General features: G+C 56.3%; 16 protein-coding genes and 1 pseudogene. 6 read left to right on the top strand and 11 right to left on the bottom strand.

What is annotated here, in order from left to right; all coding sequences use genetic code 11:
- Nucleotides 1-41: 41 nt before the first annotated feature.
- On the bottom strand, nucleotides 42-1,133 hold the full coding sequence (serC, locus tag ACWVX6_RS03245; protein ID WP_110435419.1) for a 3-phosphoserine/phosphohydroxythreonine transaminase: 1,092 nt from the start codon (nucleotides 1,131-1,133) through the stop codon (nucleotides 42-44).
- A 341-nt stretch (nucleotides 1,134-1,474) separates the two neighbouring features.
- On the opposite strand from serC, the gene ACWVX6_RS03240 reads away from it, so the two are divergent.
- The 4 genes and pseudogenes from ACWVX6_RS03240 to ACWVX6_RS03225 form a co-directional block, all read left to right on the top strand.
- Nucleotides 1,475-2,920: an aminotransferase class I/II-fold pyridoxal phosphate-dependent enzyme gene (locus ACWVX6_RS03240; RefSeq protein WP_455152346.1), complete on the top strand. Its 1,446-nt coding sequence runs from the start codon at nucleotides 1,475-1,477 to the stop codon at nucleotides 2,918-2,920.
- A gap of 61 nt (nucleotides 2,921-2,981) precedes the next feature.
- The gene (locus tag ACWVX6_RS03235) at nucleotides 2,982-3,305 is read left to right on the top strand and encodes a cyclic-di-AMP receptor (protein ID WP_110435421.1); all 324 of its coding nucleotides are present in this window, start codon (nucleotides 2,982-2,984) and stop codon (nucleotides 3,303-3,305) included.
- Nucleotides 3,302-4,183 carry a hypothetical protein gene (locus ACWVX6_RS03230; RefSeq protein WP_455152345.1) on the top strand — a complete coding sequence of 294 codons (882 nt, stop codon included), beginning with the start codon at nucleotides 3,302-3,304 and terminating at the stop codon, nucleotides 4,181-4,183. The genes ACWVX6_RS03235 and ACWVX6_RS03230 overlap by 4 nt, the downstream gene beginning before the upstream one ends.
- Nucleotides 4,184-4,212: 29 nt before the next feature.
- Nucleotides 4,213-5,085 (top strand): annotated as a pseudogene (locus ACWVX6_RS03225) (PSP1 domain-containing protein); the annotation flags it as partial.
- Between the two features lie 380 nt (nucleotides 5,086-5,465).
- Here the strand turns inward: ACWVX6_RS03225 and mfd are convergent.
- The 4 genes from mfd to ACWVX6_RS03205 form a co-directional block, all read right to left on the bottom strand.
- Nucleotides 5,466-8,930 carry a transcription-repair coupling factor gene (mfd, locus tag ACWVX6_RS03220; RefSeq protein ID WP_118760768.1) on the bottom strand — a complete coding sequence of 1,155 codons (3,465 nt, stop codon included), beginning with the start codon at nucleotides 8,928-8,930 and terminating at the stop codon, nucleotides 5,466-5,468.
- Nucleotides 8,931-9,154: 224 nt separating this feature from the next.
- Nucleotides 9,155-9,589: a Fe-S cluster assembly scaffold protein NifU gene (gene nifU, locus ACWVX6_RS03215; protein WP_110435445.1), complete on the bottom strand. Its 435-nt coding sequence runs from the start codon at nucleotides 9,587-9,589 to the stop codon at nucleotides 9,155-9,157.
- 117 nt (nucleotides 9,590-9,706) lie between these two features.
- Entirely contained in the window at nucleotides 9,707-10,948 is a 1,242-nt protein-coding gene (locus ACWVX6_RS03210; RefSeq protein ID WP_455152344.1) for a cysteine desulfurase family protein, read from the bottom strand.
- A 436-nt stretch (nucleotides 10,949-11,384) separates the two neighbouring features.
- Nucleotides 11,385-12,371 carry a putative ABC transporter permease gene (locus ACWVX6_RS03205; RefSeq protein ID WP_455152343.1) on the bottom strand — a complete coding sequence of 329 codons (987 nt, stop codon included), beginning with the start codon at nucleotides 12,369-12,371 and terminating at the stop codon, nucleotides 11,385-11,387.
- A 120-nt stretch (nucleotides 12,372-12,491) separates the two neighbouring features.
- On the opposite strand from ACWVX6_RS03205, the gene ACWVX6_RS03200 reads away from it, so the two are divergent.
- A complete protein-coding gene (locus ACWVX6_RS03200; RefSeq protein WP_118760766.1) occupies nucleotides 12,492-13,670 on the top strand; it encodes an iron-containing alcohol dehydrogenase in 1,179 nt (392 codons plus the stop codon).
- Between the two features lie 113 nt (nucleotides 13,671-13,783).
- Nucleotides 13,784-14,635: an AraC family transcriptional regulator gene (locus tag ACWVX6_RS03195; protein WP_455152342.1), complete on the top strand. Its 852-nt coding sequence runs from the start codon at nucleotides 13,784-13,786 to the stop codon at nucleotides 14,633-14,635.
- Nucleotides 14,636-14,908: 273 nt separating this feature from the next.
- On the opposite strand, the gene ACWVX6_RS03190 is transcribed toward ACWVX6_RS03195, so the two are convergent.
- The 6 genes from ACWVX6_RS03190 to rimO form a co-directional block, all read right to left on the bottom strand.
- The gene (locus tag ACWVX6_RS03190; protein ID WP_455152341.1) at nucleotides 14,909-16,504 is read right to left on the bottom strand and encodes a solute:sodium symporter family transporter; all 1,596 of its coding nucleotides are present in this window, start codon (nucleotides 16,502-16,504) and stop codon (nucleotides 14,909-14,911) included.
- A 343-nt stretch (nucleotides 16,505-16,847) separates the two neighbouring features.
- Nucleotides 16,848-17,867: a sugar ABC transporter substrate-binding protein gene (locus tag ACWVX6_RS03185; RefSeq protein ID WP_455152340.1), complete on the bottom strand. Its 1,020-nt coding sequence runs from the start codon at nucleotides 17,865-17,867 to the stop codon at nucleotides 16,848-16,850.
- A 204-nt stretch (nucleotides 17,868-18,071) separates the two neighbouring features.
- A complete protein-coding gene (locus ACWVX6_RS03180) occupies nucleotides 18,072-18,965 on the bottom strand; it encodes a TIM barrel protein (protein ID WP_455152339.1) in 894 nt (297 codons plus the stop codon).
- Between the two features lie 116 nt (nucleotides 18,966-19,081).
- Nucleotides 19,082-20,209: a Gfo/Idh/MocA family protein gene (locus ACWVX6_RS03175; RefSeq protein ID WP_118360053.1), complete on the bottom strand. Its 1,128-nt coding sequence runs from the start codon at nucleotides 20,207-20,209 to the stop codon at nucleotides 19,082-19,084.
- A gap of 363 nt (nucleotides 20,210-20,572) precedes the next feature.
- Nucleotides 20,573-21,232 carry a CDP-diacylglycerol--glycerol-3-phosphate 3-phosphatidyltransferase gene (gene pgsA / locus ACWVX6_RS03170; RefSeq protein ID WP_118760763.1) on the bottom strand — a complete coding sequence of 220 codons (660 nt, stop codon included), beginning with the start codon at nucleotides 21,230-21,232 and terminating at the stop codon, nucleotides 20,573-20,575.
- Between the two features lie 6 nt (nucleotides 21,233-21,238).
- Nucleotides 21,239-22,573 carry a 30S ribosomal protein S12 methylthiotransferase RimO gene (gene rimO / locus ACWVX6_RS03165; protein ID WP_118728760.1) on the bottom strand — a complete coding sequence of 445 codons (1,335 nt, stop codon included), beginning with the start codon at nucleotides 22,571-22,573 and terminating at the stop codon, nucleotides 21,239-21,241.
- Nucleotides 22,574-22,692 lie beyond the last annotated feature (119 nt).

The following is a 22,692-nucleotide window of genomic DNA, read 5'->3' as shown; positions in this document are numbered from 1 at the left end:
ACCGCAATTTCCCATTCTCCATTATCAATTCTCAATTATTGTTACTTGTTTTCTTCAGCGAATTTCTTCATAAAGTCGATGAGCTTCTCAACGCCCTCGATCGGCATTGCGTTATAGATGGAAGCACGCATGCCGCCTACCGAACGGTGGCCCTTCAGGTTGGACATGCCGGCTGCCATGGACTCCTTGGCAAACTTTGCGTCCAGCTCGTCGTTGCCGGTGCGGAAGGTTACATTCATGTGGCTGCGGGAATCCTTTGCGGCTACAGTCTTGTAGAAGTCCTGAGAATCGAGGTAATCGTACAGCATGGAGGAACGCTTTTCAGCACGCTCCTGCATAGCCTTTACGCCGCCCATGTCTTCAACCCACTTGGCAACCAAACCGAGTACATAGATGCCGTACGTGGGAGGCGTGTTGTACATGGAATCCTTGTCAGCCATAGTCTTCCAGTCCAGCATAACCGGGTACTTCTCAAGCGGATAGTTGCCGAGCAGATCCTCGCGGACGATAACAACGGTAACACCGGCCGGGCCCATGTTCTTCTGTGCGCCGGCGTAGATGACGCCGTACTTGGAAACATCAACCGGCTTGGACAGGATGTTGGAGGACATATCCGCTACCAGCTCAACGCCTGCCGGGGTCTCGGGATCGTACTGATACTCGGTGCCGTAGATGGTGTTGTTGGCGCAGATGTAGAAGTAGTCGGCATCCGGACGGATATCCAGCTCATCCTGCGTCGGAACGTGGTCGAAGTTGGTCTCCTTGGAGGAGAATGCAGCGTGCATGTCGCCGAACTTCTGCGCTTCCTTGTAAGCCTTGGAAGCGAAGCTGCCGGTCAGCGCGTAGTCAGCCTTGCCGGTCTTGAGCAGGTTCATCGGGATCGCTGCAAACTGGGTGGTAGCGCCGCCCTGCAGGAACAGAACCTTGTAGTTATCCGGAATGGAGAGTACGCGGCGCAGCGTAGCCTCGGTCTCCTTGATGATGCCGTCATATACCTTTGAACGGTGACTCATCTCCATGACTGACATACCGGAGCCCTGATAGTTCAGCATGTCGGCTGCACAGCGCTCAAGCACCGGAACCGGAAGCATGGAGGGACCTGCGGAGAAGTTATAGATACGATTGTCTGCCATAGTGAATAGCCTGCCTTTCAAATATAAGCGTAAAGACGTTCCCGGTTTACATATCACGGTCTGTCGCGGTGATATTACTTTTATGAATGAAACGTATTATTAATTATAATACAAAGCTCTGCCGTTGGCTACCGAAAAATGTCCCAAAAAATCCGCATTGAATGAACGATTGTCTGCACATTGTGGATAGTTCATGAAAATTAGTAATGCGTAATCAAAAATCAGTAATTTTTTGTGATAGGTGAACGCATACCTGTGAATCACCGCAATTCCTGATTCCTAATTCCTAATTATGTGTTATACTGTATTATAGCACAATAATGTAAGGAGCTAACTCAACTATGCACCACCGCCGACCGGCTGCGCCGCACAGCCACCGTCCCAATCACAGACAGATCAACCGCCTGATGCCGTTCACGACGGCGCCGCTGTTCCATGCTCTGCAGCTGCTCGAGACCGGCGACTCCGCACGGTTTCACATGCCCGGGCACAAGGGTGAGCCGGTTTTCAATACATACGCGGATATTTTTGCCATCGACTTTACCGAAACCTACGGCACCGGCAACCTGTACACCGGTGAAGGCCCTATCCGCGATGCGGAGGTTGCCGCCGCGCGGTATTTCGGCTCGGAGGACTGCTTTTTCCTGACCGGCGGCTCGACACAGGGCATTCTGGCCATGCTCGGCACGGCGGTCGGACGCGGCGGCTCTGTCCTGCTCGACCGCGAGGTGCATAAGTCCGTCTGCTACGGCTGCGCGCTGCTCGGCATTACGCCGTATTTTTTCTCTGCCCCGCTGATCGAGCCGTTCGCGGTTTCCGGTGCGCTTTCGGTCAAGGATGCGGAAGCACAGCTGATCGCGCATCCTGAGATCAAGGCGATCCTGCTGACCTCTCCGACGTATTACGGCATCCGGCGGGCGATTCCCGAGTTTGCCGATCTGTGCCGCGCGCACGGCAAGCTGCTGCTCGTAGACGGTGCACACGGTGCGCACTTCCCTGCTGTCGGCCTGCCGACGCCGGTCGCGGAAGGTGCGGATATGGCCGTGCTCTCCATGCACAAAACGCTGCCGTGCATGGGACAGGGCGCCGTTCTGCTCTCCGCGGCAGGCGTGGACCGCCGCGCGCTGCGCGAAAACACCATGCTGTTCGGCACGTCCAGTCCGTCCTACCCTATTATGGCGTCCATTGACCTTGCGCGTGCCTACACCGAGGGTCCCGGTCACGCGGAGTACCGCCGCTCGGCGGAAACCTGTGCCGAACTGCGTGCCTATGTGCAGCACCGAACCATGTTCACCGCACTGACCGAGGATCATTTTCCTGCGCTTGACCCATGCCGTCTGACGGTGTGCACCGCCGGAACCGACATCACCGGTCATCAGCTGGCCGATACGCTGTGGAGCGAATGCGGTGTGGCGTGCGAGATGGCGGATGACCGCAATGTTGTGTTCATTCTCACCGGCTCCGACCCGAACTGTGCGGTCAGCCGTCTGAAACGCGGTCTGCGGCGCATTTCCAAACGGCGTGAGCTGATTCCCCTGCCGTCCCTGTCCGCGCCGTTTCCGCCCGCCGAGCGCGTGATGAGCGTGCGCGACGCATGGTTCTCACAGACCGGCAGAGTGCAGCCGGCCGCTGCCGAGGGTCTGGTCTGCGCCCGTCCGGTCACGCCGTATCCGCCCGGTGTGCCGCTGCTCTGGCCCGGCGAGAAAATTACAGGAGCGCACATTGCACTTATCCGTGAAAGATGGTACAATATAATAGATGAAATAACCGTTGTTGTCCATCAATAACGTGTCTCATCCAAGCAAACGATATGTTTCCGCGCAGCAATGCGTATAGGGGGTTACTATTATGAAAATGGTACTGGCTATCATCAATTACGATGATTCGCAGGATGTTATCTCCAGCCTGATGAAAGCAGGCTTCTCCATCACCAAGCTGGCGACCACCGGCGGCTTCCTCAAAGCAGGCAACGTCACGATCCTGATCGGTCTGGACGAGAGCAAGCTGGATGAGTGCTTTGACATCATCCGCGAGCACTCCTCCTCCCGCAAGCAGATCATGCCGGCAACTGCTGAGCTCGGCATGGGCTTTTTCCCGTCCACGCCGGTGCAGGTCGAGGTCGGCGGCGCAACCGTATTTGTACTCAACGTCGAGCGTTTTGAAAAGCTGTGATCTCATTTGACGCACTTGCGGGCAACAATGCGCTCAAAAACAGCCTGAAGCATGCGCTGAACGAGCGTTTTCCACAGACCGTGCTGCTGTCCGGTGACGATCCGGCGGCACTCAAAGCCCTTGCGAATGTACTCGCGGCCGGTATTTTATGCGAAGGCGCGGGCAGTCATCCGTGCGGAAGCTGTCTGCCGTGCCGCAAGGTGGAGCAGGGTGTGCACCCGGATCTGATGATCGTAGACGAAGGAGAGGCCGAACTCAAGGTCGATCTGGCGCGTCAGATCAAGGCGGAAAACGCCATTATCCCGAACGACGGCGAACGCCGTGTGACAGTCATTCACCATGCGCAGAATCTCAATCCCATGGCGCAGAACGCGCTGCTCAAGGAGCTGGAGGAGCCGCCTGCGTATGCGTTCTTCATTCTGACCGCCGAGCAGCCGGATTCGCTGCTGCAGACCGTGCGCTCGCGCTGCACTAAATTTGCGCTCGAGCCGTCGCAGGCTGCGGTGTCGAATGAGGAGGCGGCAAGCCTGCTTGCGCCCTATCTCGCTGCGGTTGCCGAACGGCGCGAGGACCGCATGATGCTCGGTGCAATGGGTCTGGAAAAGACGCCGCGCCGCGCACTCTTAGGCGTACTCGGCATTCTGCTGGCCGCTGTCCGGGACGCGATTTTCGTCTCGAAGGCTCTGCCGCAAAAGCCGCTGCAGCCGGCACTCCGCAAGCAGACGCAGGCACTCGCCGGCGCCGTCAGTACGGAACGTCTGCTGGCGGTCTACGATTTTATTGATGTGCTGATCGACCGTGTGTCGCGCAACGCGGCATCCGCGGCTGTCACCTGTGCATTAACGAGCGATATTTACCGCATCTGTTACGCTTCCTAAGCGTTTCCATCATACAGGAGGAAAACTTTTTGACAACAATAATCGGAGTTCGTTTCAAATCGAACGGAAAAATGTATTATTTCGACCCGCAGGGTCTGGAAATCGCACCCGGTACGGGTGTGATCGTTGAGACGGCACGCGGCGTGGAATACGGCGACTGCGTACAGGGCAACACCGATGTGCCCGATCAGCAGGTCGTGCAGCCGCTCAAGCGCGTGGTCCGTGTGGCAACCGAGGCCGACATGAAAACGCTCGAGCGCAACAAAAAGCGTGCCGACGAGGCGTTTATCATCTGCAAGCAGAAGATCGAGGACCGCGGTCTGGAAATGAACCTTGTCACCGCGGAATGCACCTTTGATATGAATAAGCTGCTGTTTTACTTCACCGCAGACGGCCGTGTGGACTTCCGCGAGCTGGTTAAGGACCTTGCAAGCGTGTTCCGCACCCGCATCGAGCTGCGCCAGATCGGCGTGCGCGATGAGGCGAAGATGATCGGCGGTCTGGGCTGCTGCGGCCGCGAGCTGTGCTGCAGCTCGTATCTCGATGATTTCCATCCGGTCTCCATCAATATGGCAAAGGATCAGAACCTGTCACTCAATCCCGCAAAGATTTCCGGTGTGTGCGGCCGTCTGATGTGCTGTCTCAAGTACGAGCATGAGGCCTATGCTGAGCTGCAGAAGGTCACACCGCGTCAGGGCAGCGTGGTCGATACGCCGGAAGGCCGCGGCAAGGTGGTTTCCACCCAGATGCTGCGCGGCACCTGCAAGGTGCAGCTGGATGACAGTCCGGAGCACTCGCTGACCGAGTTCCAGTGTACGCAGTGCTGCATGGTAAAGGGTGCGTGCCGCAACCGTCAGAATGCCGCCGCTATGGCCGAGGAACGCCGTAAGCGCGAGGAGCAGGAGGATGCTGCCGCTCCCGCACCCAAAAAGGATGCACCGAAAAAGAGCGAGGCTCCGCATCAGAAGCCGCAGCAGCCGCGTCCGCCGCGCAAGCCTGCCCCGCAGCAGACTGCCGCAGACGAACTGCCCGAAGATGCTCAGAATGAGCTGTCTCCGGACGGTGAAGGTGCGCCGCGCCGTCGCCGCCGCAGAGGCGGAAGACGCCGCCGCAAGCCGAATGGCGAAAACGGTGCCCCGGAACAGAATTCCGGCGAAGAATGAGAAAAGAGCGAAACCGTATGGTTTCGCTCTTTTTTTGCGCCAATACAGCCGCTCCCCTCTCTGCAAGCGCAGGGAAGCAAATTGACTTCAATGAATCACGCTTTCTATCATTCTCCTGCTTATTTTGCCGTGGCAGCGTACTTATCAACCAGCGTCTGCGCCATTTCCATCGCTGTCTCGCCCTTATTCAGGCGCAGCGACAGATACGGTGTCGAACCGGCGTTGAGCAGCAGGCGGCCCTTGAATTCACTGTCACCGCAGAGCGCGGACAGGCGCGCGAAATCGGTCTCGGAAAAGGTGAGCAGCAGCCGTCCGTCCTGCTGCTTGATCTCCGCAATCCCCTGCTCACTGGCCTTGGCACGCAGCAGCGCGATATCCAGCAGCGCGATGGCCTCCGCAGGCGGCTCACCGAAGCGGTCGATCAGCTCGTCAAGCATATCACTGCGCTGCTCGTCCGTTCGGATGAGCGCAATACGGCGGTACAGATCGACACGCTGCCCCGCATCCGCAACATAATCAGCGGGAAGATTGGCAGAAATCAGCAGCTCGGCCGCACAATCAACACGCGGCTTGGGTGTTTCTCCCTTCTCCTCCTGCACAGCCTCTTCGAGCAGCTTGAGGTACAGATCATAGCCGACGCTCATCATGTGGCCGGACTGCTCGGGACCGAGCACATTGCCTGCACCGCGAATTTCCAGATCACGCATGGCAATCTTGAAGCCCGAGCCGAACGCCGCGAACTCACGAATCGCACCGAGCCGCTTCTGCGCGATCTCGCTCAGCGCCTTGCCGTGCCGGTAGCACAGGTAGGCGTAGGCGTGGCGCGACGAGCGGCCTACACGGCCGCGAATCTGGTGCAGCTGCGCCAGACCCATATTGTCTGCGTTCTCGATAATGAGCGTGTTCGCGTTCGGGATATCAATGCCGGTCTCGATAATGGTGGTGCAGACCAGAATATCGATCTCGCCGTCCGCCATCTCGTTCATAACCTTTGCAATCTCTTTCTGACCCATTTTGCCGTGAACGATGCCGATTCGCGCATCCGGAAGCCGCTGCTGCCACATGTTCGCACATCGCTCGATGGACTCCACGCGGTTGTGCAGGTAGTATACCTGTCCGCCGCGTCCCAGCTCACGCCGGATGGCATCAAGCAGCACGCCGTCGTTCTGCTCAAGCACGAACGTCTGCACCGGATGGCGGTTCTGCGGCGGCTCCTCGATGGAGGACATATCGCGGATACCGGACAGCGCCATGTTGAGCGTGCGCGGGATCGGCGTTGCCGACAGCGTGAGCACATCCACGTTTTTGCTCATTTCCTTGAGCGTTTCCTTGTGCCCGACGCCGAACCGCTGTTCCTCGTCCACGACGAGCAGACCGAGATCCTTGAACTTGATCTTCTTGTTGAACAGCTTGTGCGTGCCGATAACCAGATCGACCGAGCCCGCCTCCAGCTTTTTGAGCAGCGCAGTCTGCTCCGAGCCGGTCTTGTAGCGCGTGAGCAGCTCGATCGTGATGGGGTGACCCTGAAAACGCTGCATCGCGGTCAGATAATGCTGCCGCGCAAGCACGGTCGTCGGTACGAGGATCGCCGCCTGCTTGCCCGCGAGAATGCACTTCATCACGGCACGCAGCGCGACCTCGGTCTTGCCGAAGCCAACGTCGCCGCACAGCAGGCGGTCCATCGGCCGGTCGGACTGCATATCGTCCTTGATCTCGGCAATGCAGCGCAGCTGATCGTCGGTTTCCTCGTAGGGGAAATCCTCCTCAAACTCGCGCTGCCACGCGTCATCCGGCGGGAAGGCGTAGCCCTTGACCTTGGCGCGCTCGGCATACAGCTTGATGAGACCCTCGGCCAGCTCCTTTGCCGCCGCCTTGGCGCGTGCTTTCGCCTTGCTCCAATCCGCGCCGCCGAGCTTGTTCAGCCGCACGCGCTCGTTGTCGCCGCCGCCGATGTATTTAGAGATAAGATCGAGCGAGGTTGCCGGAACATACAGAAAATCCGTTCCCGCAAACGCAATTTTGATGAAATCGCGCTCGGAACCGTCCACCGTCATGCGCTCCATACCGATAAACCGACCGATACCGTGGTGCTCATGCACGACAAGATCACCCGGTGTCAGGTCGGTGTACGACTTCACCTTGTCACGGTTGGACTTCTTGACCTGCGTTTTCTTTCGCCGGGCAAGAACCTGACCCTCGGTCATGACAACAAGGCCGAGATCGGGATACTCAAAACCGGCGGACAGCGTGCCCTCCATGATGTTGACACAGCCGCCCTTGGGCAGCAGATCGCTGATTTTTACGTTGAGACCGGTGTCGGTCAGCGCGTCCAGCATGTTCTGACAGCGCAGCGCACTGCCGCACACGACCGCCACCGCGCGTCCCTGCTCGGTATAGCTGCGGATATCGGCAGACGCCATGTCGAGATTGCCGCCGTAGGCGTTCATCTGGTTGGCAATAAAGTTTTCCAGATGCTGCGGCGTCAGCTCGGCCACATTGTTGAGAAAGCTGTCCAGACGCAGAATCTGGCGTTTCATGCTGCATACGCCGACAAAATCGAGCGCATATTCTCCCAGATTCGGCGGCATTTCGCCGCGCTCGAGCAGCGCGGTTACGTCATCGGCTACACGCGCGTGGAAATCGCGGACAGCGTCACGCAGACGCGGCGTGTCCTCGATGATGACGATGGCATTTTCGGGCAGATAGTCGAACGCGGTCGCCATTTCGGGATAAATGAGCGGCATATACTTGTCCGCTGCGGGCAGCGAACCGGTCTCGCGCAGACGTTCTGCGTCCCGTTCAAGGTTAGTCTGCAAATCCGCGTGCTGCTTCTTTCGGCGGGTCGAGGTGAGTGCTAGAACAGCCTTTGCCAGTCCTGCCGCACCGCCCTTCGCCAGTGCCGGAATGGATTCCATGCACGGCAGACAGCGCAGGCACTCGCACTGCTCCAACCGGCGCTGACTGCCGACGTCGAACGTGGAGATTGAGTCAATCTCATCGTCCCAGAATTCCACGCGGTACGGGTGCTCCGCCTGCGGCGGAAACACATCGAGGATGCCGCCGCGAATGGAAAACTGACCGGTGCCTTCGACCTGTACGCAGCGCTCGTAGCCTGCGCGCGTGAGCGACTGTGCCAGCTCATCCAGCGGCGCGGTTTCACCGGTGGCCAGCGACACGATTGCCGCCTTGAGCGCCTCCGGCGGCATGGTGCGCTGCGCGGCTGCCTGCACGGACGCGACCGCAAAATGCGCTTCCGTCAGCTCGTCCAGTGCTGCCAGACGGCGCTGCTCGTAGCCGCGCGACACACCGACTACATCCGCCATCACCAGTTCGCGGGAGGGCAGCTGTACAACGTCACGCTCGGAAAAACCGCGCAGATCAGCTGCAAATCGGTTCGCGGCGTTATCGTCATCGGTCAGCACCAGCACCGGACGGTCGGTGTCCAGACCCAGAGCCGCCGCGAGGTGCGCCTTATGGATGGCAGACAGACCGACCGCCAGCAGAGGAGATTTGCCCTCGCCGAGGGCTTGATTTAACTGTTTGTATTCTTTTAGATAAGTTATACTTTTTGTAATTTCGTTCAAGAGGTTCACCTCCCTTTCATAATGGAAAATGGAGGAGTCCGCCTGTAAAGGCGGTTATTGAATCATCGCGCAAAGCGCGATACCAGCGCAGCGCGACTGAAGTCTGCGCAAGGATAGCGCTAATTCTCAATTCTCCATTATTCATTCTCAATTATTGAGACACCAAAAGGGCAGATTTCTCAATCTGCCCTAATGTTATGCGTATTTTTTGCGGAATATGCGTGTTAGTCTGCCTTGTGGCAGGTCTCACAGTCTGCATCGCAGCCGAGAATCTCCGCCGGGTCCTTGCCCAGACGCTTGTAATAGTCGGAAATTGCAGAGCGCAGCGCTTCCTCTGCCAGCACGGAGCAGTGCATCTTTACCGGCGGCAGACCGTCCAGAGCCTCAGCAACGGCCTTGTTAGTCAGCTTGAGCGCTTCCTCCAGGCTCTTGCCCTTTACCATCTCGGTAGCCATCGAGCTGGTTGCGATTGCCGCGCCGCAGCCGAAGGTCTTGAACTTAACGTCCTCGATGATGCCGTCATCCGACACCTTGAGGTAAATCTTCATAATATCGCCGCACTTTGCGTTGCCGACCTCGCCGACACCGTTTGCGTCCTCAATCTCGCCAACATTGCGCGGATGCGTAAAGTGGTCGAGCACCTTTTCACTGTACTGCATAAAATCTATCTCCTTTTTGTCCAATCAAATGAATATATTGCAGGAAAATCAATCGTAGGGCGCGACGACCCCGGCGCGCCGAGTCGTCGCGCCCTACGGGATACGTTTCCGCTTATCTTAATGTGCGTGCAGCTCGGTTGCAGCAGTCAGGTTAGGATGACCATTCTCCCAAACCGGGCTCATCGAGCGCAGGGTCTTAACAACATCGGTGACCGTCTCGATGATATAATCAACGTCCTCCTCGGTGTTCTGTTCACCCAGGGTCAGGCGCAGAGAGCCGTGCGCGATCTCGTGCGGCAGACCGATCGCCATCAGAACGTGAGACGGATCGAGCGAACCGGTGGAGCATGCCGAACCGGTGGAGCCGCATACGCCTGCGTTATCCAGTCGCAGGATCAGGCCCTCGCCCTCAATCGCCTCAAAGACAAACGAAGCGGTGCCCGGCAGACGGTTTACCGGATCGCCGGTATAGTGGGAGTACGGAATGTTTTCCATGATGCCCTTAACGAGCTTGTCCGTCAGCTTCTTGACGTAGCCCATCTTCTCATCCAGACCTTCAACGGCCTCCTTCATCGCTGCTGCCAGACCGATGAAGCCTGCGGTATTCTCGGTGCCGGAAACCAGGCCGCGCTCCTGACCGCCGCCGTATACCAGCGGCTCAAGAATGATGCCCTTCTTCACATACAGCACGCCGGTGCCGCGCGGACCGCGGAACTTATGACCGGACAGAGACAGCATGTCAATGCCCATCTCCTGTACGTCGATGTGCATATGGCCGACAGCCTGAACCGCGTCGGTGTGGAACTTTGCGCCAACCGAATGCGCCAGCTCGGCAATCTGCTTGATCGGCTGAATCGTGCCGATCTCGTTGTTTGCCGCCATAACAGAAACCAGTGCGGTGTCCTCGGACAGCTCTGCTTTAAGCTGTTCAAGGTCTACACGGCCTTCCTTATCCACATTCAGATAGGTAACGCGGTAGCCCTCCTTCTCAAGCGCCTCGCAGGTGTAAAGCACTGCATGATGCTCGATCTTGGAGGTGATGATGTGCTTGCGGCCCTTGGAGGACGGACCGTGCATAAAGCCACGGATCGCAAGGTTGTCCGCCTGCGAGCCGCCGCCGGTGAATACGATCTCACCCGGTGCATAGTCGTTCTTCTCGTTTACCGGCTCTGCCGCATTCAGGCACTTGCCGACAACGGTGCGCGCATCGTTGAGCGCTTCCTTTGCCGCACGGCCGATGCGGTACAGAGAAGACGGGTTGCCGTAGTTCTCGGTCAGCCACGGCTTCATCGCGTTGAACGCAGTTTCGGACATCGGGGTCGTCGCCGCGTTATCCGCATATACGAATCTCTTTTCCATAGTATATCTGCCTTTCTTTGTCCAAAAAGGTTGTCTTAAACACAAGCTGAACAGACGGTTTTCGACGCGCGAAAACCCGAGTAAAATGATAGGTTCAGCGGGTACTACTAATATACACCCGAAACGGGTATTTTAGCAAGTGAAAAACTGACGAAACAGCAAGCGTATCCTGCTGCATTTTGCATTAGTTTGTGCATTTTGTGTAGTTTTATGATTGCCTGTCGCAAAACTACAGTTTTGCCGACAAGAGGAACGGACCGTGGGCCGTTCCAAAGTCGTCCGAAAGTTCCGCCCGTTGGTTGAAACTTTCTCCCTCCAGAAGTATAAAAAAAGTGATACATGCTCCCCTTTTTATGAATTTGCAAAGCAAATTCTATTTTATACGCGCTGCGGCGCGGAGGAACGAGAGCAATCGTCCAGCATTTGGAATGTACCGTCAATCTTTATTCAGTTTCTTTTTCAGCCGCTCGAGCACCTCAGTGTAACGCTCGGAGCGGGCGGTCGGGTTGCCGCGCAGCAGGCTCTTGCGGGTACGGCCGAGTGCGGCTGCCCGCTCGTCAAAGCGGCGCTGCAGCTCGTCGAGCTTAGCCTGCAGCTGCTCGCGTGCAGCTTCGGTCTGCGCCCTGCGCTCGTCGGAGCGCATCTCATGCACAGCGGCAAGCTGTTCCTTCGCATCGTCCATTTTCTCGGAGAGCTGCGCTTTCGCGTCGGCAAGCTGCTCCCTGGCATCGTCCACACGCTCGGCAAGCTGTGCCTTCGCCTCGCCCACCTTCTCAGTGAATTCGCCATGCGCTTCCTCTACACGGTAGGACAGGTTGGTCAGACCGACAAGCGCGGTCTCGGACAGCTGCTGTCGCAGCTCCGCTCCCTGCTCGCGCAGACGGTCGAGTTCCTCGAGCACCTTGGCGAGATCGAGTGCGCTGCGTACGGATACGATCACATCGCTGATAAATGCCGCCGAAAACAGAACGTCGATCACGATCAATCCGATAAACGGCAGACCGAGCACCAGCTTTTCAATCGGCGGATGAATGACGCTCGTCAGGATCAGGCCGAGAAAGCCCCAGCACAGTGACGAGCGCAGGCAGATATAGCCCTGAAACTGGAATCTCTGCTTGGAGTAATCCCAGTATTTTACCTTGAATATCTTCTCCATCACCACACCGACGATGTATTCAAACACAGTCGCCGCGATCATGCTCGCCAGATACAGCCACACCGGATGCTGCTTTAACGGCAGAGAAACATGCAGCAGGATCACGGCGCCAAAGCCGTAAATCGGCAGCATGGGGCCGCGCAGGAAGCCGCGGTTGACCAGTCTGCGCTGTCCTACCGAAACCACGGTGGACTCAAAGCACCAGCCGAGCATACAGTACAGGTAGAAAACCAGCAGCCACTGGGCAGCGGAATAACTGTAATACACGCTCTCACTCCTCACGATTCGGATTTCGTATCCATCTATTTTATCGAATTTTTTGACTTTTTGCAAGGGGAACGATATAATAGAATCATACTATTTTAATAGGAAGGGCAGGAACGCCTAATGCTGAATTTTAATCTGCACACCACGACTGAGATTGTATTTGGTAAAGATATTGAGGAGCAGATCGGCCCGCGTCTGAAAGAACTCGGCGCACATCGCATTCTCGTACACTTTGGCGGCTCGAGCGCTCGCACCTCCGGTCTGCTGGACCGTGTAGAAAAGAGCCTGTTTGCGGCGGGTCTTGCCTTTGTCGAGCTGGGCGGTGTATCGCCGAACCCCAAGGTATCGCTTGTCCGCAAGGGCATTGCACTGGCAGAGCGAGAGGGCATCGACTTTGTGCTGGCCGTCGGCGGCGGCTCGGTCATCGACTCGGCGAAGGCCATCGCCATGGGCGTTGCTACCAAAACCGATCCGTGGCAGTTTGCATCTACCGGCACAAAGCCGGATACCACGCTGCCGGTCGGCACTGTGCTGACGCTGGCAGCCTCCGGCTCGGAAAGCAGCAACTCCTGCGTACTCACCAACGAGGAGACCAAGGAGAAGCGCGGTATCACGAGCGAAACCAACCGTCCGCGCATCAGCTTCCTTGATCCGGAAAACACCTATACCGTGTCCAAATTTCAGACCGGCTGCGGCATTGTGGATATTATGATGCACACGCTCGAGCGTTACCTCACGCCGGAAGGCGGCGAAAGCGACATCACCGACCGCATTGCCGAGGGTCTGCTCATCGCCGTGCGCGATGCCGGCCGCCGGGCAATCGCCAATCCGCGCGATTACGAAGCCCGCGCTTCCCTGATGTGGGCGGGCAGCGTGTCCCACAACGATTACACCGGCTGCGGCCGCAAGCGCCTGTTCCCGGTGCATAAGCTCGAGCATGAGCTGTCCGCGTTCCGCGATGAGATTGCACACGGCGCCGGTCTGTCCGTGCTGTTCCCGGCCTGGGCGCTGTACGAAATGAAGAACGACTTTCCGCGCTTTGCTCAGCTGGCGAACCGCGTATTTGGCGTGGAGATGGATTTCCATCATCCCGAGCGCACCGCACGCGAAGGCATCCTGACCATGAAGCGCTTCTTTGAGGAGATCGGCATGCCGACGCATCTGTCGCAGCTTGGCATCAAGCCGGAGAATTACGCACAGCTGGCCGCAAATACCGTCCGCACGGTCAAGGGTCCGGTCAAGAGCTATTCCGCACTTGATGAACAGGCTATCATCGAGATTTATAAGCTGGCGGAGTAAAACCACCTGTGACAAAGGCAGTGCAATAAGCGTAACAGCTGCGAAGGGAAGGCTGTGCAGCAGCCGCCCCCTGTATCTCATCGCTATCGAGACCAAATGAAAGCAGGGATTTTATGCAAATTGTAGATACCGGCGTACTGACCCCGTCCTTCATGGACTTCTCACTGCCGTCCGAATTTGCGAAAAGCGCGCTGTATTACTGCCCGCAGTTCGGTCAGTTTATCTGCAACAGCGATTACCGGATCGAACGAAACGGCATTGACCAATACCTGCTGATCTACATCAACAGCGGTTCGCTCTGCATCTGCACAGACGGTATGACCGCTGAGGCGCATGAGGGCGAAATAGCGCTGTTCGACTGCCGCAAGCCGCACTGCTACTGGTGTCCGGACAAGGTTGACTTCTACTGGTTTCACTTCAACGGTGCAAGCAGCAAGCAGTACACCGAATATCTGACCGAGCGCTTTGGCCTTGTGCACGAAAAGCAGCCGATGCTGTCGCTCAAGGACCAGTTCCGCACGGTTGTGCACTCGGCGCAGTACGGCATGAGCACGCAGTTTGCCTCCATGAACGAGCACCAGATTTCCATTGCCGTCCACAGCATTCTGGGCGGTCTGGCATCGCAGACCGTGCGAACCACCGTCATCAGCGAGCTGCTTGCACCGGCACTGGCGTACATTCACGGTCATTTTGCCGATGACATTTCGCTGAACGACCTTGCCGAGATGTGCGGCATCAGCAAATCCCACTTTATCCGCAGCTTCAAGCGATACGTCGGCTGTACGCCGCATGAGTATCTGCTGCAGTACCGGCTGCGTCAGTCCAAGCGTCTGCTGCTGTCCAGTGACCTGACCGTTGAGCAGATTGCCGAAGATTGCGGCTTCAACAGTGCGTCGCACTTTGCGCGGGCATTCCGGCATGAGACGGATATTTCACCGACGGCGTTCCGGGCAATTTCCTTCTAAACGCACAAAAAAGACAGACCGCAAAACGGTCTGTCTTTTCTTCTTATAAATCGTAATTCCGGCTGTCCGCAATGTGCTTCGTGCGGCAGCACGCATTCAATCGAAGTTGCGAAGCAAATTCATAAAAAGGCGGGGCGTGTACGCGCAGCGCGACCGAGAAGTCGCGCAAGGATAGCGCCTGCCTTTTTATAAAGGGACGAAAAAATGTGTCCGCAGGACGCGGTTTTTCGTCGAAATTCGATTGAAACCGTGGTTTCAATCGAGGCGAAGCCTTTAGCCGCCCAGACCCAGAGGAGAGAACAGCACATAAATGCCTGCCAGCAGGATGAACGTAACTGCAATGACCGGCTTGCGATACTTCCACGGGGTCATATCAACAACCTCAAGATCAGGCAGTACATATGCTTCCTTGCGCGGTGCAGCCTTGGTCAGAATCGCCATCAGGATCAGGTCAATTACGAATGCGCCTACTTCAAAGTACAGGAAGTGGAACGGCAGAAGGTTCATCATCAGGCCATAGCATACGATATGGACAATGATGGCAGCCCTCGGCGCAAAGCTCGGCATGCGCGGAGCCAGAATACCCATAACAACGATGGCCAGAACCGGAACGCCGTAGTAACCCCACATCTGATTGAGGAAGGTGCTGATGCCAGCCGGCAGATACAGCAGGAACGGTGCGATAATAATGGACGCCAGACACAGCACGATGCCGAAGCGCTTTGCAATGGTGATCAGCTGCGCGTCCGTGCGCTTTTTCTTGGAGATAACCGGAAGGATGTCCAGGGTGAACAGCGTCATGGAGCTGTTCAGTACCGAGTTAAAGGAGGACAGGATCGCACCGAACATGACTGCTGCAAAGAAGCCCAGTACCGGAGTCGGCAGGATGTCCTTGATCAGAGACGGGTACGCCATATCGAAGTCGGTCAGTACACCGCCGTCACGGATGAACTGGATAACGCCGGGCGCTACCAGAAAGATCGGGCAGAATACGCAGGTAAGACCGGTCAGCAGAGAGCCCTTCTGTGCTTCCTTCAGGTTCTTAGCGCCGAGTACGCGCTGCATGATGGACTGGTTGGTGCACCAGTAAGAGATGTGGTTGATACCACAGCCAAGTACGATCATCGGCCACGGAATGTACGGCGGCTGTGCGTCAGCAGGCTGGATCGCATTCAGGTGCTCCGGAGAGGATGTAGCGAAAATGCGGATGCCTTCTGCGATGCTGCCGTCGCCCAGTGCGATAAATGCCAGAGCCGGGATCAGGATGACCGCGCCGATGATAAAGATGATGCCGTTCAGAGAGTCCGATACGGCTACGGCCTTCAGGCCGCCGAAGATTGCATAGATACCGCCGATTATGCCGAGTGCAACGCACATTACGGTGGTTGCCATGAAACGGTTGCCGCCCATCAGTGCGGTAATGCCGAAGATACGCTCCATCGCTACCGAGCCTGCGTACAGCACCAGCGGCAGCATGGTTACAATATAAGCGACAAGGAAAATGAACGATACAATGACGCGGGTTGCGCGGTCAAAGCGGCTTTCCAGAAATTCCGGGATAGTGGAAATGCCGAGCTTGAAATACTTTGGGATGAAAAACAGTGCCATCAGCGTCAATGCGATCGGGCACATGGTCTCCCAGCCCATTGCAGTCATGCCGGCTGCATAGCCCTGACCGTTGCGGCCTACCAGCTGCTCCGCAGACAGGTTGGTCATCATCAGAGAACCAAAGATAACCAGACCGCTCAGACTTCGGCCTCCAAGGAAGTAACCGTCTTTGCTGGTCTCGTCCGTTCCCTTGGTTTTAAGCCAGCTTACGAATGCCACCGCTACAGTGACAAGCACAAATGAACCCAGTGTAAATACCATTTTCTTGAAACCCCTCTTGTTTGCTGTGTAAATACGCTGCCGCGGGTGTTTGCAGCAGCGTGTCCCTCTTTTTCTCTGCAGCCTGCAGGATAATCTGTACGGAATTGCTAATTTTGTCTATCTCATCCAACTTCATTCCATAGCAATGCCCCCTAATCCTGCTTGGGCAGGAGCAGGGGGGCACCACCATATAGAGAAATAGAATGAGAGAAAGGATCTTTGAAATTTGCGTTTATCCATTATGGATTGGCAGAACGTTGGAGCGTTTTCCTGCCGATCCGGAGAGAGGATCTTACGCGTGAACATTATCGCACAATCTGCGTTTGTGCGGAATGCAGTTTTCTTAGTGGAGCTGCGTCTTCAGGGTATCCAGACGCTCCTGCGCGTTGTCCGGGGTAACTACGTCAGAACCGGAGTCAACGAACTCGTCAACGTTCTCGCCGTCGAGCGCCTGAACCATAGTCTCGACTGCCTTGTATCCCATTTCATAAGCCATCTGCGCGACCGACATGGTCATCTGACCGTTCAGAATGGCCTCGCACGCAGCACGGTCACCATTGAAGCCGATGAAGATGGTGTTCTTGTATGCGTCATGACCCTGCGCTGCACGGGCTGCTGCCATAGCCATATCGTCGTTGTTTGCGCAAATGATTGCGATGCCTTCCGGATGTGTCTGCATGATAGCTTCCATAGCGGTGGTAGCGCGGTCAGCAGTTGCGTCTGCGTACTGTACTTCATCGCTCAGGAAGGTGCCGCCTGCTTCTTCAACGCCAGCCTTGTAGCCGTTCATGCGAGCGGTGTTGGTCTGATCGCCCTGTACGCCTGCGATCTCAATGCACTTGATATCGGTCCAGCCGGCAGCCTTGGCAGCCTCTACAGCAGCCTCGCCGCCCTTCTTGGCAGCAGCTTCGTTGCCGGTACCTACGAAGGACTTAACCTCCGGTGCCGTGAAGTTGGTGTCGATCGCAACGATCGGCAGCTTGGTGCCGCTGACGAGCTGCGCCGCGGTATCCGACTGCAGCGGAGAGATAATAACGCCGTCATAGCTGCCGGAGCTGAGGTCGGTCTCGATCATGTTCTGCATTTCGTCGAAAGCGGTCTCAGAGCTTGGCCCCTTAACCTCTACCGTAACCTTGTCCGAATGCTCGGAAGCATAGTCCTCAGCGCCCGACTTTACATACTGCCAGTACTCGGCAGCCAGGGTCTTCAGGATAACGCTGACCTTGTAGCTGCCGCCGGAAGCGGATGCGCCACCGTCATTACTGCTGTCATCGCCCGGCGAAGCACTACCGCCGCCACATGCGGTCATCGACAAAGCCATCGCGCCTGCCAGCAACATCGCTAACACTCTCTTCTTGTTCATAATTTTTCTCCTCTCTTTTTTCCGGGCTCTGCTCTCTCAGCGCCCTTTTACGCTTGTGTATTTCACACTTGCGTGTACTCTTTATCAGCAGTCCCTCTTGATTTTCTGTTGGAGCGGAAATTCAAGAGGGACCGGATAACAAAATAATGAAAACGGGAATAGTGTAGATGCGATTGTAAAATGGGTATTGCGATTACTATTTCATTAGAAACCTGCCTTGCGGAGGTTCTCACGACCGATGGTCGCCTTCTCGAGCGGTACGTCGAAGGACTTTACCGGGAACAGATCCTGCTCTACGACGCACCAGCCGTCGTAGCCGCACTCGTCGAGTGCCTTATGCATTGCAGTGAAGTCGATGCTGCCCTTGCCCGGCTCAACCATGATATCCTCGGTAACAGCCTTGGCAAACGACCACTTGTTCTCGTCCATCTTAGCCTTGACTGCCAGATCGCAGTCCTTGAAATGGATGTACGGGATGCGCTTCGCCCACTTCTTGTAGAAGGAAATCGGCTCACCGCCGCCGTATACATGGTGGCCGGTATCGAAGCACAGATCTACATTGGTGTCGTTCAGGAAGCGCTCGATCTGCTCCTCAGTCTGAACGTGGCTGTCAACATGCGGGTGGAACAGACCGATAAAGCCGTTCGCTGCGCAGCGGTCCGCGCACTTCTGCACGTTTTTGCAGTAAGTAGACCACTCTTCGTCGGTCAGCTCCGGATTCATCTCCAGCTCGCCGGTAGCGAGGTTGGTGTACATCGGAGGCAGCAGAACGATATACTTCGCGCTCGGGAAAGCCTTCAGCAGCTTGGAGATATCGTCGATGTCCTTGAGCATGCCTTCAACAGCCGCGTCATCAAGGAAGTTGCCGCCCTCGGTAGCGCCTACGAGGGTCAGGCCGCGCGCGTCCATTGCGTTCTTGAGCACCTTGGGATCGTCGTTCGGCATATAGCCCCACGGACCAATCTCGCAGCCCTCGTAGCCGGCAACCTTCATTTCGTCCAGACAGCGCCACCACTGGGGCTGCTTTGCATTGTTCGGATCACTTGCCGGGAACCAGACGCCCCAGGAGTCCGGTGCAATACCAATCTTGATAGCCATAATTATATCCTCCCTGTCAAATTATTCAGGAAACTGTCAGCCTTTCCGGTCTCGGCGGAATCACTCCCGCCGGAGACCGTTTCGGCATTATGTTTTAATTGATGTAAACGGGCAACTTACTTAACGTCAACCCACTCGTGAGTCTTGGAGGACTCGATAACAGCAGCTACGGTGCGGTCGATCTTGTAGCCGAACTCGAAGTCGGTTACATAGTCAGCGCCATTGGTGATAGCGTCGAACAGAGCGTGAACCTCGAGGATCTTCATATCGTTGTAAGCGATGGAGATGCCGCCTGCCGGCTGGAATGCGGAGTAACCCTTCATCAGCGGGTTGAGCAGTACGGTGCGGAAGCCGCGGTCGCGCTCGTTGTCAGACTGGAAGTAAACCTGAACTTCGCCCATGCGCTCCAGATCGTAACGAACAGAACCCTTGGTACCCTGAATCTCGTAGGTCAGGTAGTTCTTACGGCCGGTAGCAACACGAGAGCAAGCAATCTGGCCGATAGCGCCGTTAGCATACTCAGCCATGAAGGTCATGATGTCCTCGTTCTCAACGTCAACCATCTCGGTGGAGCCTGCAGACTTCGGACGCTTCGGGAATACGGTGGTAGCAACTGCGTTTACCTTGGTGATGTCGCCCATGATGAACTGGGAGATGGACAGCAGGTGGGAACCGAGGTCGCCCAGAGCACCGCAGCCAGCCAGCTTGTTGATGTGGCGCCAGGTGATCGGGAGGGACTCGTCGAGCAGCTGGTCCTGATCGTAGGTGCCGGTGAAGCGCATGATCTTGCCGAGAGCACCGGACTGAACCAATTCACGAACGTAAGCGTTTGCCGGGTTCTGGGTGTTGTTGAAGCCAACGTAGTTAACTACGCCCTTCTTGGCAGCCAGCTCAGCCAGCTCTCTGGACTCCTCAGCGGAGATGGACAGCGGCTTCTCGCAGTATACGTTCTTGCCGTTCTCCAGAGCAGCCTTAGCAACTACATAGTGGAAAGCGTTCGGGGTAGCGATATCAACCAGGTCTACGTTCGGGTCGGTAACTACATCGTGCCAGTCGGTGGAGATGCGCTTGAAGCCGATCTTCTTCTGAGCGGACTTTGCAGCCTCTTCGTTAGCGTCAGCTACGATCTCGAAGGATGCGGTGCCGTAGTCAGGGCCAAACAGCATCTCAGCGTCAGCCAGTGCAGAGGAATGAGCCTTGCCCATCCAGCCGGAACCTACCAGACCAATACGGATTTCTTTCATGATAATTTCCTCCTTGACATTTAAGTCTTAGACATACTCTTTTCACGATTTACCAGAAGTTTTTGTTTTGTTTTAACTTTCGGTGTTTTCGTTTGTTTGACTATATTATATCCGCGAATAGGTTATATCACAATGCACTGGGTAACTCTGTTCTATACAAAAATTACTCTTTTATTTTCCCTCTTGTACAGCTTGCACAGAGCCGGATGTGTGCGTTTGCACACCTTGAACGAATACCGATTTAGCGTAGAAAAGTCTTTCAAAATAAGAAAATTTTCACATTTATCCTGTTCCCGCACCAGAGAAAATAATAAAAAAGAGGTGCACCGAAGTGCACCTCTGAGGCTGAAACAGTATGCGGTTTTACTTTGCCTTTACCGCGCCGTCCTTGATGAGATCCCAGTTCTTCTTGAGATAATCATAGCCAGAGTAAATGGTAACCAGCGTTACCACCCAGCCGACGATAGTCAGCAGCAGCGGCATACCATCCGCATGAGAGATGAACATAACAGCGGTAACACCATCGCCGTCCGCGAAGGCGATACCGTTTGCCAGCGCACCCATGATGATATAATACAGATAAATGACGATGATGCCGCCAATCTGCACACAGGTCTTGACCTTACCCGTCCACGTTGCGGCGAGCACGCGGCCCTTATTGGCTGCAACCACGCGCAGAGACGTGATGATCAGCTCACGCGCGAGGATAACGCAGACCATCCAGCCTGCCATCGCCTTCTGCTCTACGAACAGGATGAGCGCGGACGCTACGAGCAGCTTATCGGCCAGCGGATCGACAAATTTGCCGAAATCCGTCACCTGATTGTACTTTCGCGCCACATAGCCGTCCAGAAAATCCGTGAACGATGCCACGCAGAACAGCACGAGCGCGATGACCGTGCTGGTCGGGAACGCGGCGAGATACCGGGTCTCATCGATGATCAGCATGGGCTGCGCCGCAAAATAGATGAAAAACGGAATCATCGCAATGCGGGTCAGCGTGATTTTATTTGCGGTTGTCATAGGAAATTATGCCTCCTTCTGACGGACACCGAGTAGGTCGGGTCCAAGGCTTTCGGTGATGAGAACGGACACGAACTCGCCTTCCGCCGGCTCGTTATCCGCCGCGTCAAAGTAGACGTGGCCGTCTACCTCGACCGAATCCGCGTAGGTACGGCCATACCACAGGCCCTGCTCCTCGTCAAAGCCCTCGCAGAGCACCTGCATGACCTCACCGTGGCGGGAGGTATTGTAGTCATCGAGCACACCGGACTGCAGCTCTTCGACGATCAGACGGCGGTTCTGCTTGGTCTCGTCGTCGATCTGGTCGGGCAGCTCTGCAGCCTCCGTGCCTTCCTCCGGCGAATACTCGAACACACCGACACGCTCAATGCCGACATTCTGCAGAAACTCACACAGCTCGGCAAACTCGTCCTCGGTCTCGCCCGGCAGACCGACGATCAGGCTTGTACGCAGTACAAGACCCGGAATACGCTCGCGCATATCCTCGATCAGCCTGGTAAATTCCGCGCCGTCACCCGGACGGTGCATGGCACGCAGAATGCGCTTAGAGACATGCTGCAGCGGAATATCCAGATACTTTACGATTTTCGGCTCATCCGCAATCACGTCGATCAGCTCGTCCGTAATCTGGTCGGGATAGAGATAGTGCAGACGAATCCAGGTAAAGTCCATCTTGCACAGCTCGCGGAGCAGCTCGGGCAGCAGACGCTTATGCTCGGGCAGGTCCATACCGTACTTGGTGATGTCCTGCGCGATGACGATCAGCTCCTTAACGCCTGCGTCAGAGAGCGCACGCGCTTCCTCGAGCAGCGATGCCATCTCACGGCTGCGGTAACGGCCGCGCAGCTTGGGGATGATACAGTACGCGCAGGTGTTCGAGCAGCCCTCCGCAATCTTAAAGTATGCGGTGTACGAGGGTGTCAGGCGGTCACGGCTGCCGTCGAGTGCAGCAGAGGTCATATCGGCCATGTACGCCGCCTGCTGCCCCTTGAGCGCCGCATTGGCCGCGTCCACGATGTCATCATAGCTGCCCGTTCCGCAGAATACGTCGATCTCGGGCAGCTCAGCGCGCATCTCGTCAGCATAGCGCTGCACCAAACAGCCGGTCACGACCAGACCCTTCATATTGCCGGTCTGCTTGTTCTGGGCGGTCTCCAGAATGGTTTCGATAGCCTCGGTCTTAGCGGCCTCGATGAAGCCGCAGGTGTTGACGACGCCAACGTCTGCTTCGGTCATATCCTCGGTGATCTCCCAGCCTGCGTCCCGCAGCCGGGCCAGCATGTGCTCGCTGTCCACGAGGTTTTTCGCGCAGCCGAGCGAAATAAGTCCTAATTTCGGCATGAGATTCTCCTTCTTGTCCACATTATTATTCTATTTTATTATACCGCACAATTTCAGGTTTGTCACCACTGACTGGCGGAAAATTTGGCATAGAAAAAGACGCAGAGCAAACGCTCTGC

It is taken from the genome of Butyricicoccus sp., assembly GCF_977037065.1.
Note: the sequence above shows the minus strand (reverse complement) of the source record. Positions and strands in the feature narration are given on the sequence as shown.

Bases quoted from the DNA above. Each gene is read 5' to 3' on its own strand.
- serC (WP_110435419.1), bottom strand. From the start codon at position 1,133: ATGGCAGACAATCGTATCTATAACTTCTCCGCAGGTCCCTCCATGCTT.
- ACWVX6_RS03240 (WP_455152346.1), top strand. From the start codon at position 1,475: ATGCACCACCGCCGACCGGCTGCGCCGCACAGCCACCGTCCCAATCAC.
- ACWVX6_RS03235 (WP_110435421.1), top strand. From the start codon at position 2,982: ATGAAAATGGTACTGGCTATCATCAATTACGATGATTCGCAGGATGTT.
- nifU (WP_110435445.1), bottom strand. From the start codon at position 9,589: ATGCAGTACAGTGAAAAGGTGCTCGACCACTTTACGCATCCGCGCAAT.
- ACWVX6_RS03210 (WP_455152344.1), bottom strand. From the start codon at position 10,948: ATGGAAAAGAGATTCGTATATGCGGATAACGCGGCGACGACCCCGATG.
- ACWVX6_RS03200 (WP_118760766.1), top strand. From the start codon at position 12,492: ATGCTGAATTTTAATCTGCACACCACGACTGAGATTGTATTTGGTAAA.
- ACWVX6_RS03195 (WP_455152342.1), top strand. From the start codon at position 13,784: ATGCAAATTGTAGATACCGGCGTACTGACCCCGTCCTTCATGGACTTC.
- ACWVX6_RS03190 (WP_455152341.1), bottom strand. From the start codon at position 16,504: ATGGTATTTACACTGGGTTCATTTGTGCTTGTCACTGTAGCGGTGGCA.
- ACWVX6_RS03185 (WP_455152340.1), bottom strand. From the start codon at position 17,867: ATGAACAAGAAGAGAGTGTTAGCGATGTTGCTGGCAGGCGCGATGGCT.
- ACWVX6_RS03180 (WP_455152339.1), bottom strand. From the start codon at position 18,965: ATGGCTATCAAGATTGGTATTGCACCGGACTCCTGGGGCGTCTGGTTC.
- ACWVX6_RS03175 (WP_118360053.1), bottom strand. From the start codon at position 20,209: ATGAAAGAAATCCGTATTGGTCTGGTAGGTTCCGGCTGGATGGGCAAG.
- pgsA (WP_118760763.1), bottom strand. From the start codon at position 21,232: ATGACAACCGCAAATAAAATCACGCTGACCCGCATTGCGATGATTCCG.
- rimO (WP_118728760.1), bottom strand. From the start codon at position 22,573: ATGCCGAAATTAGGACTTATTTCGCTCGGCTGCGCGAAAAACCTCGTG.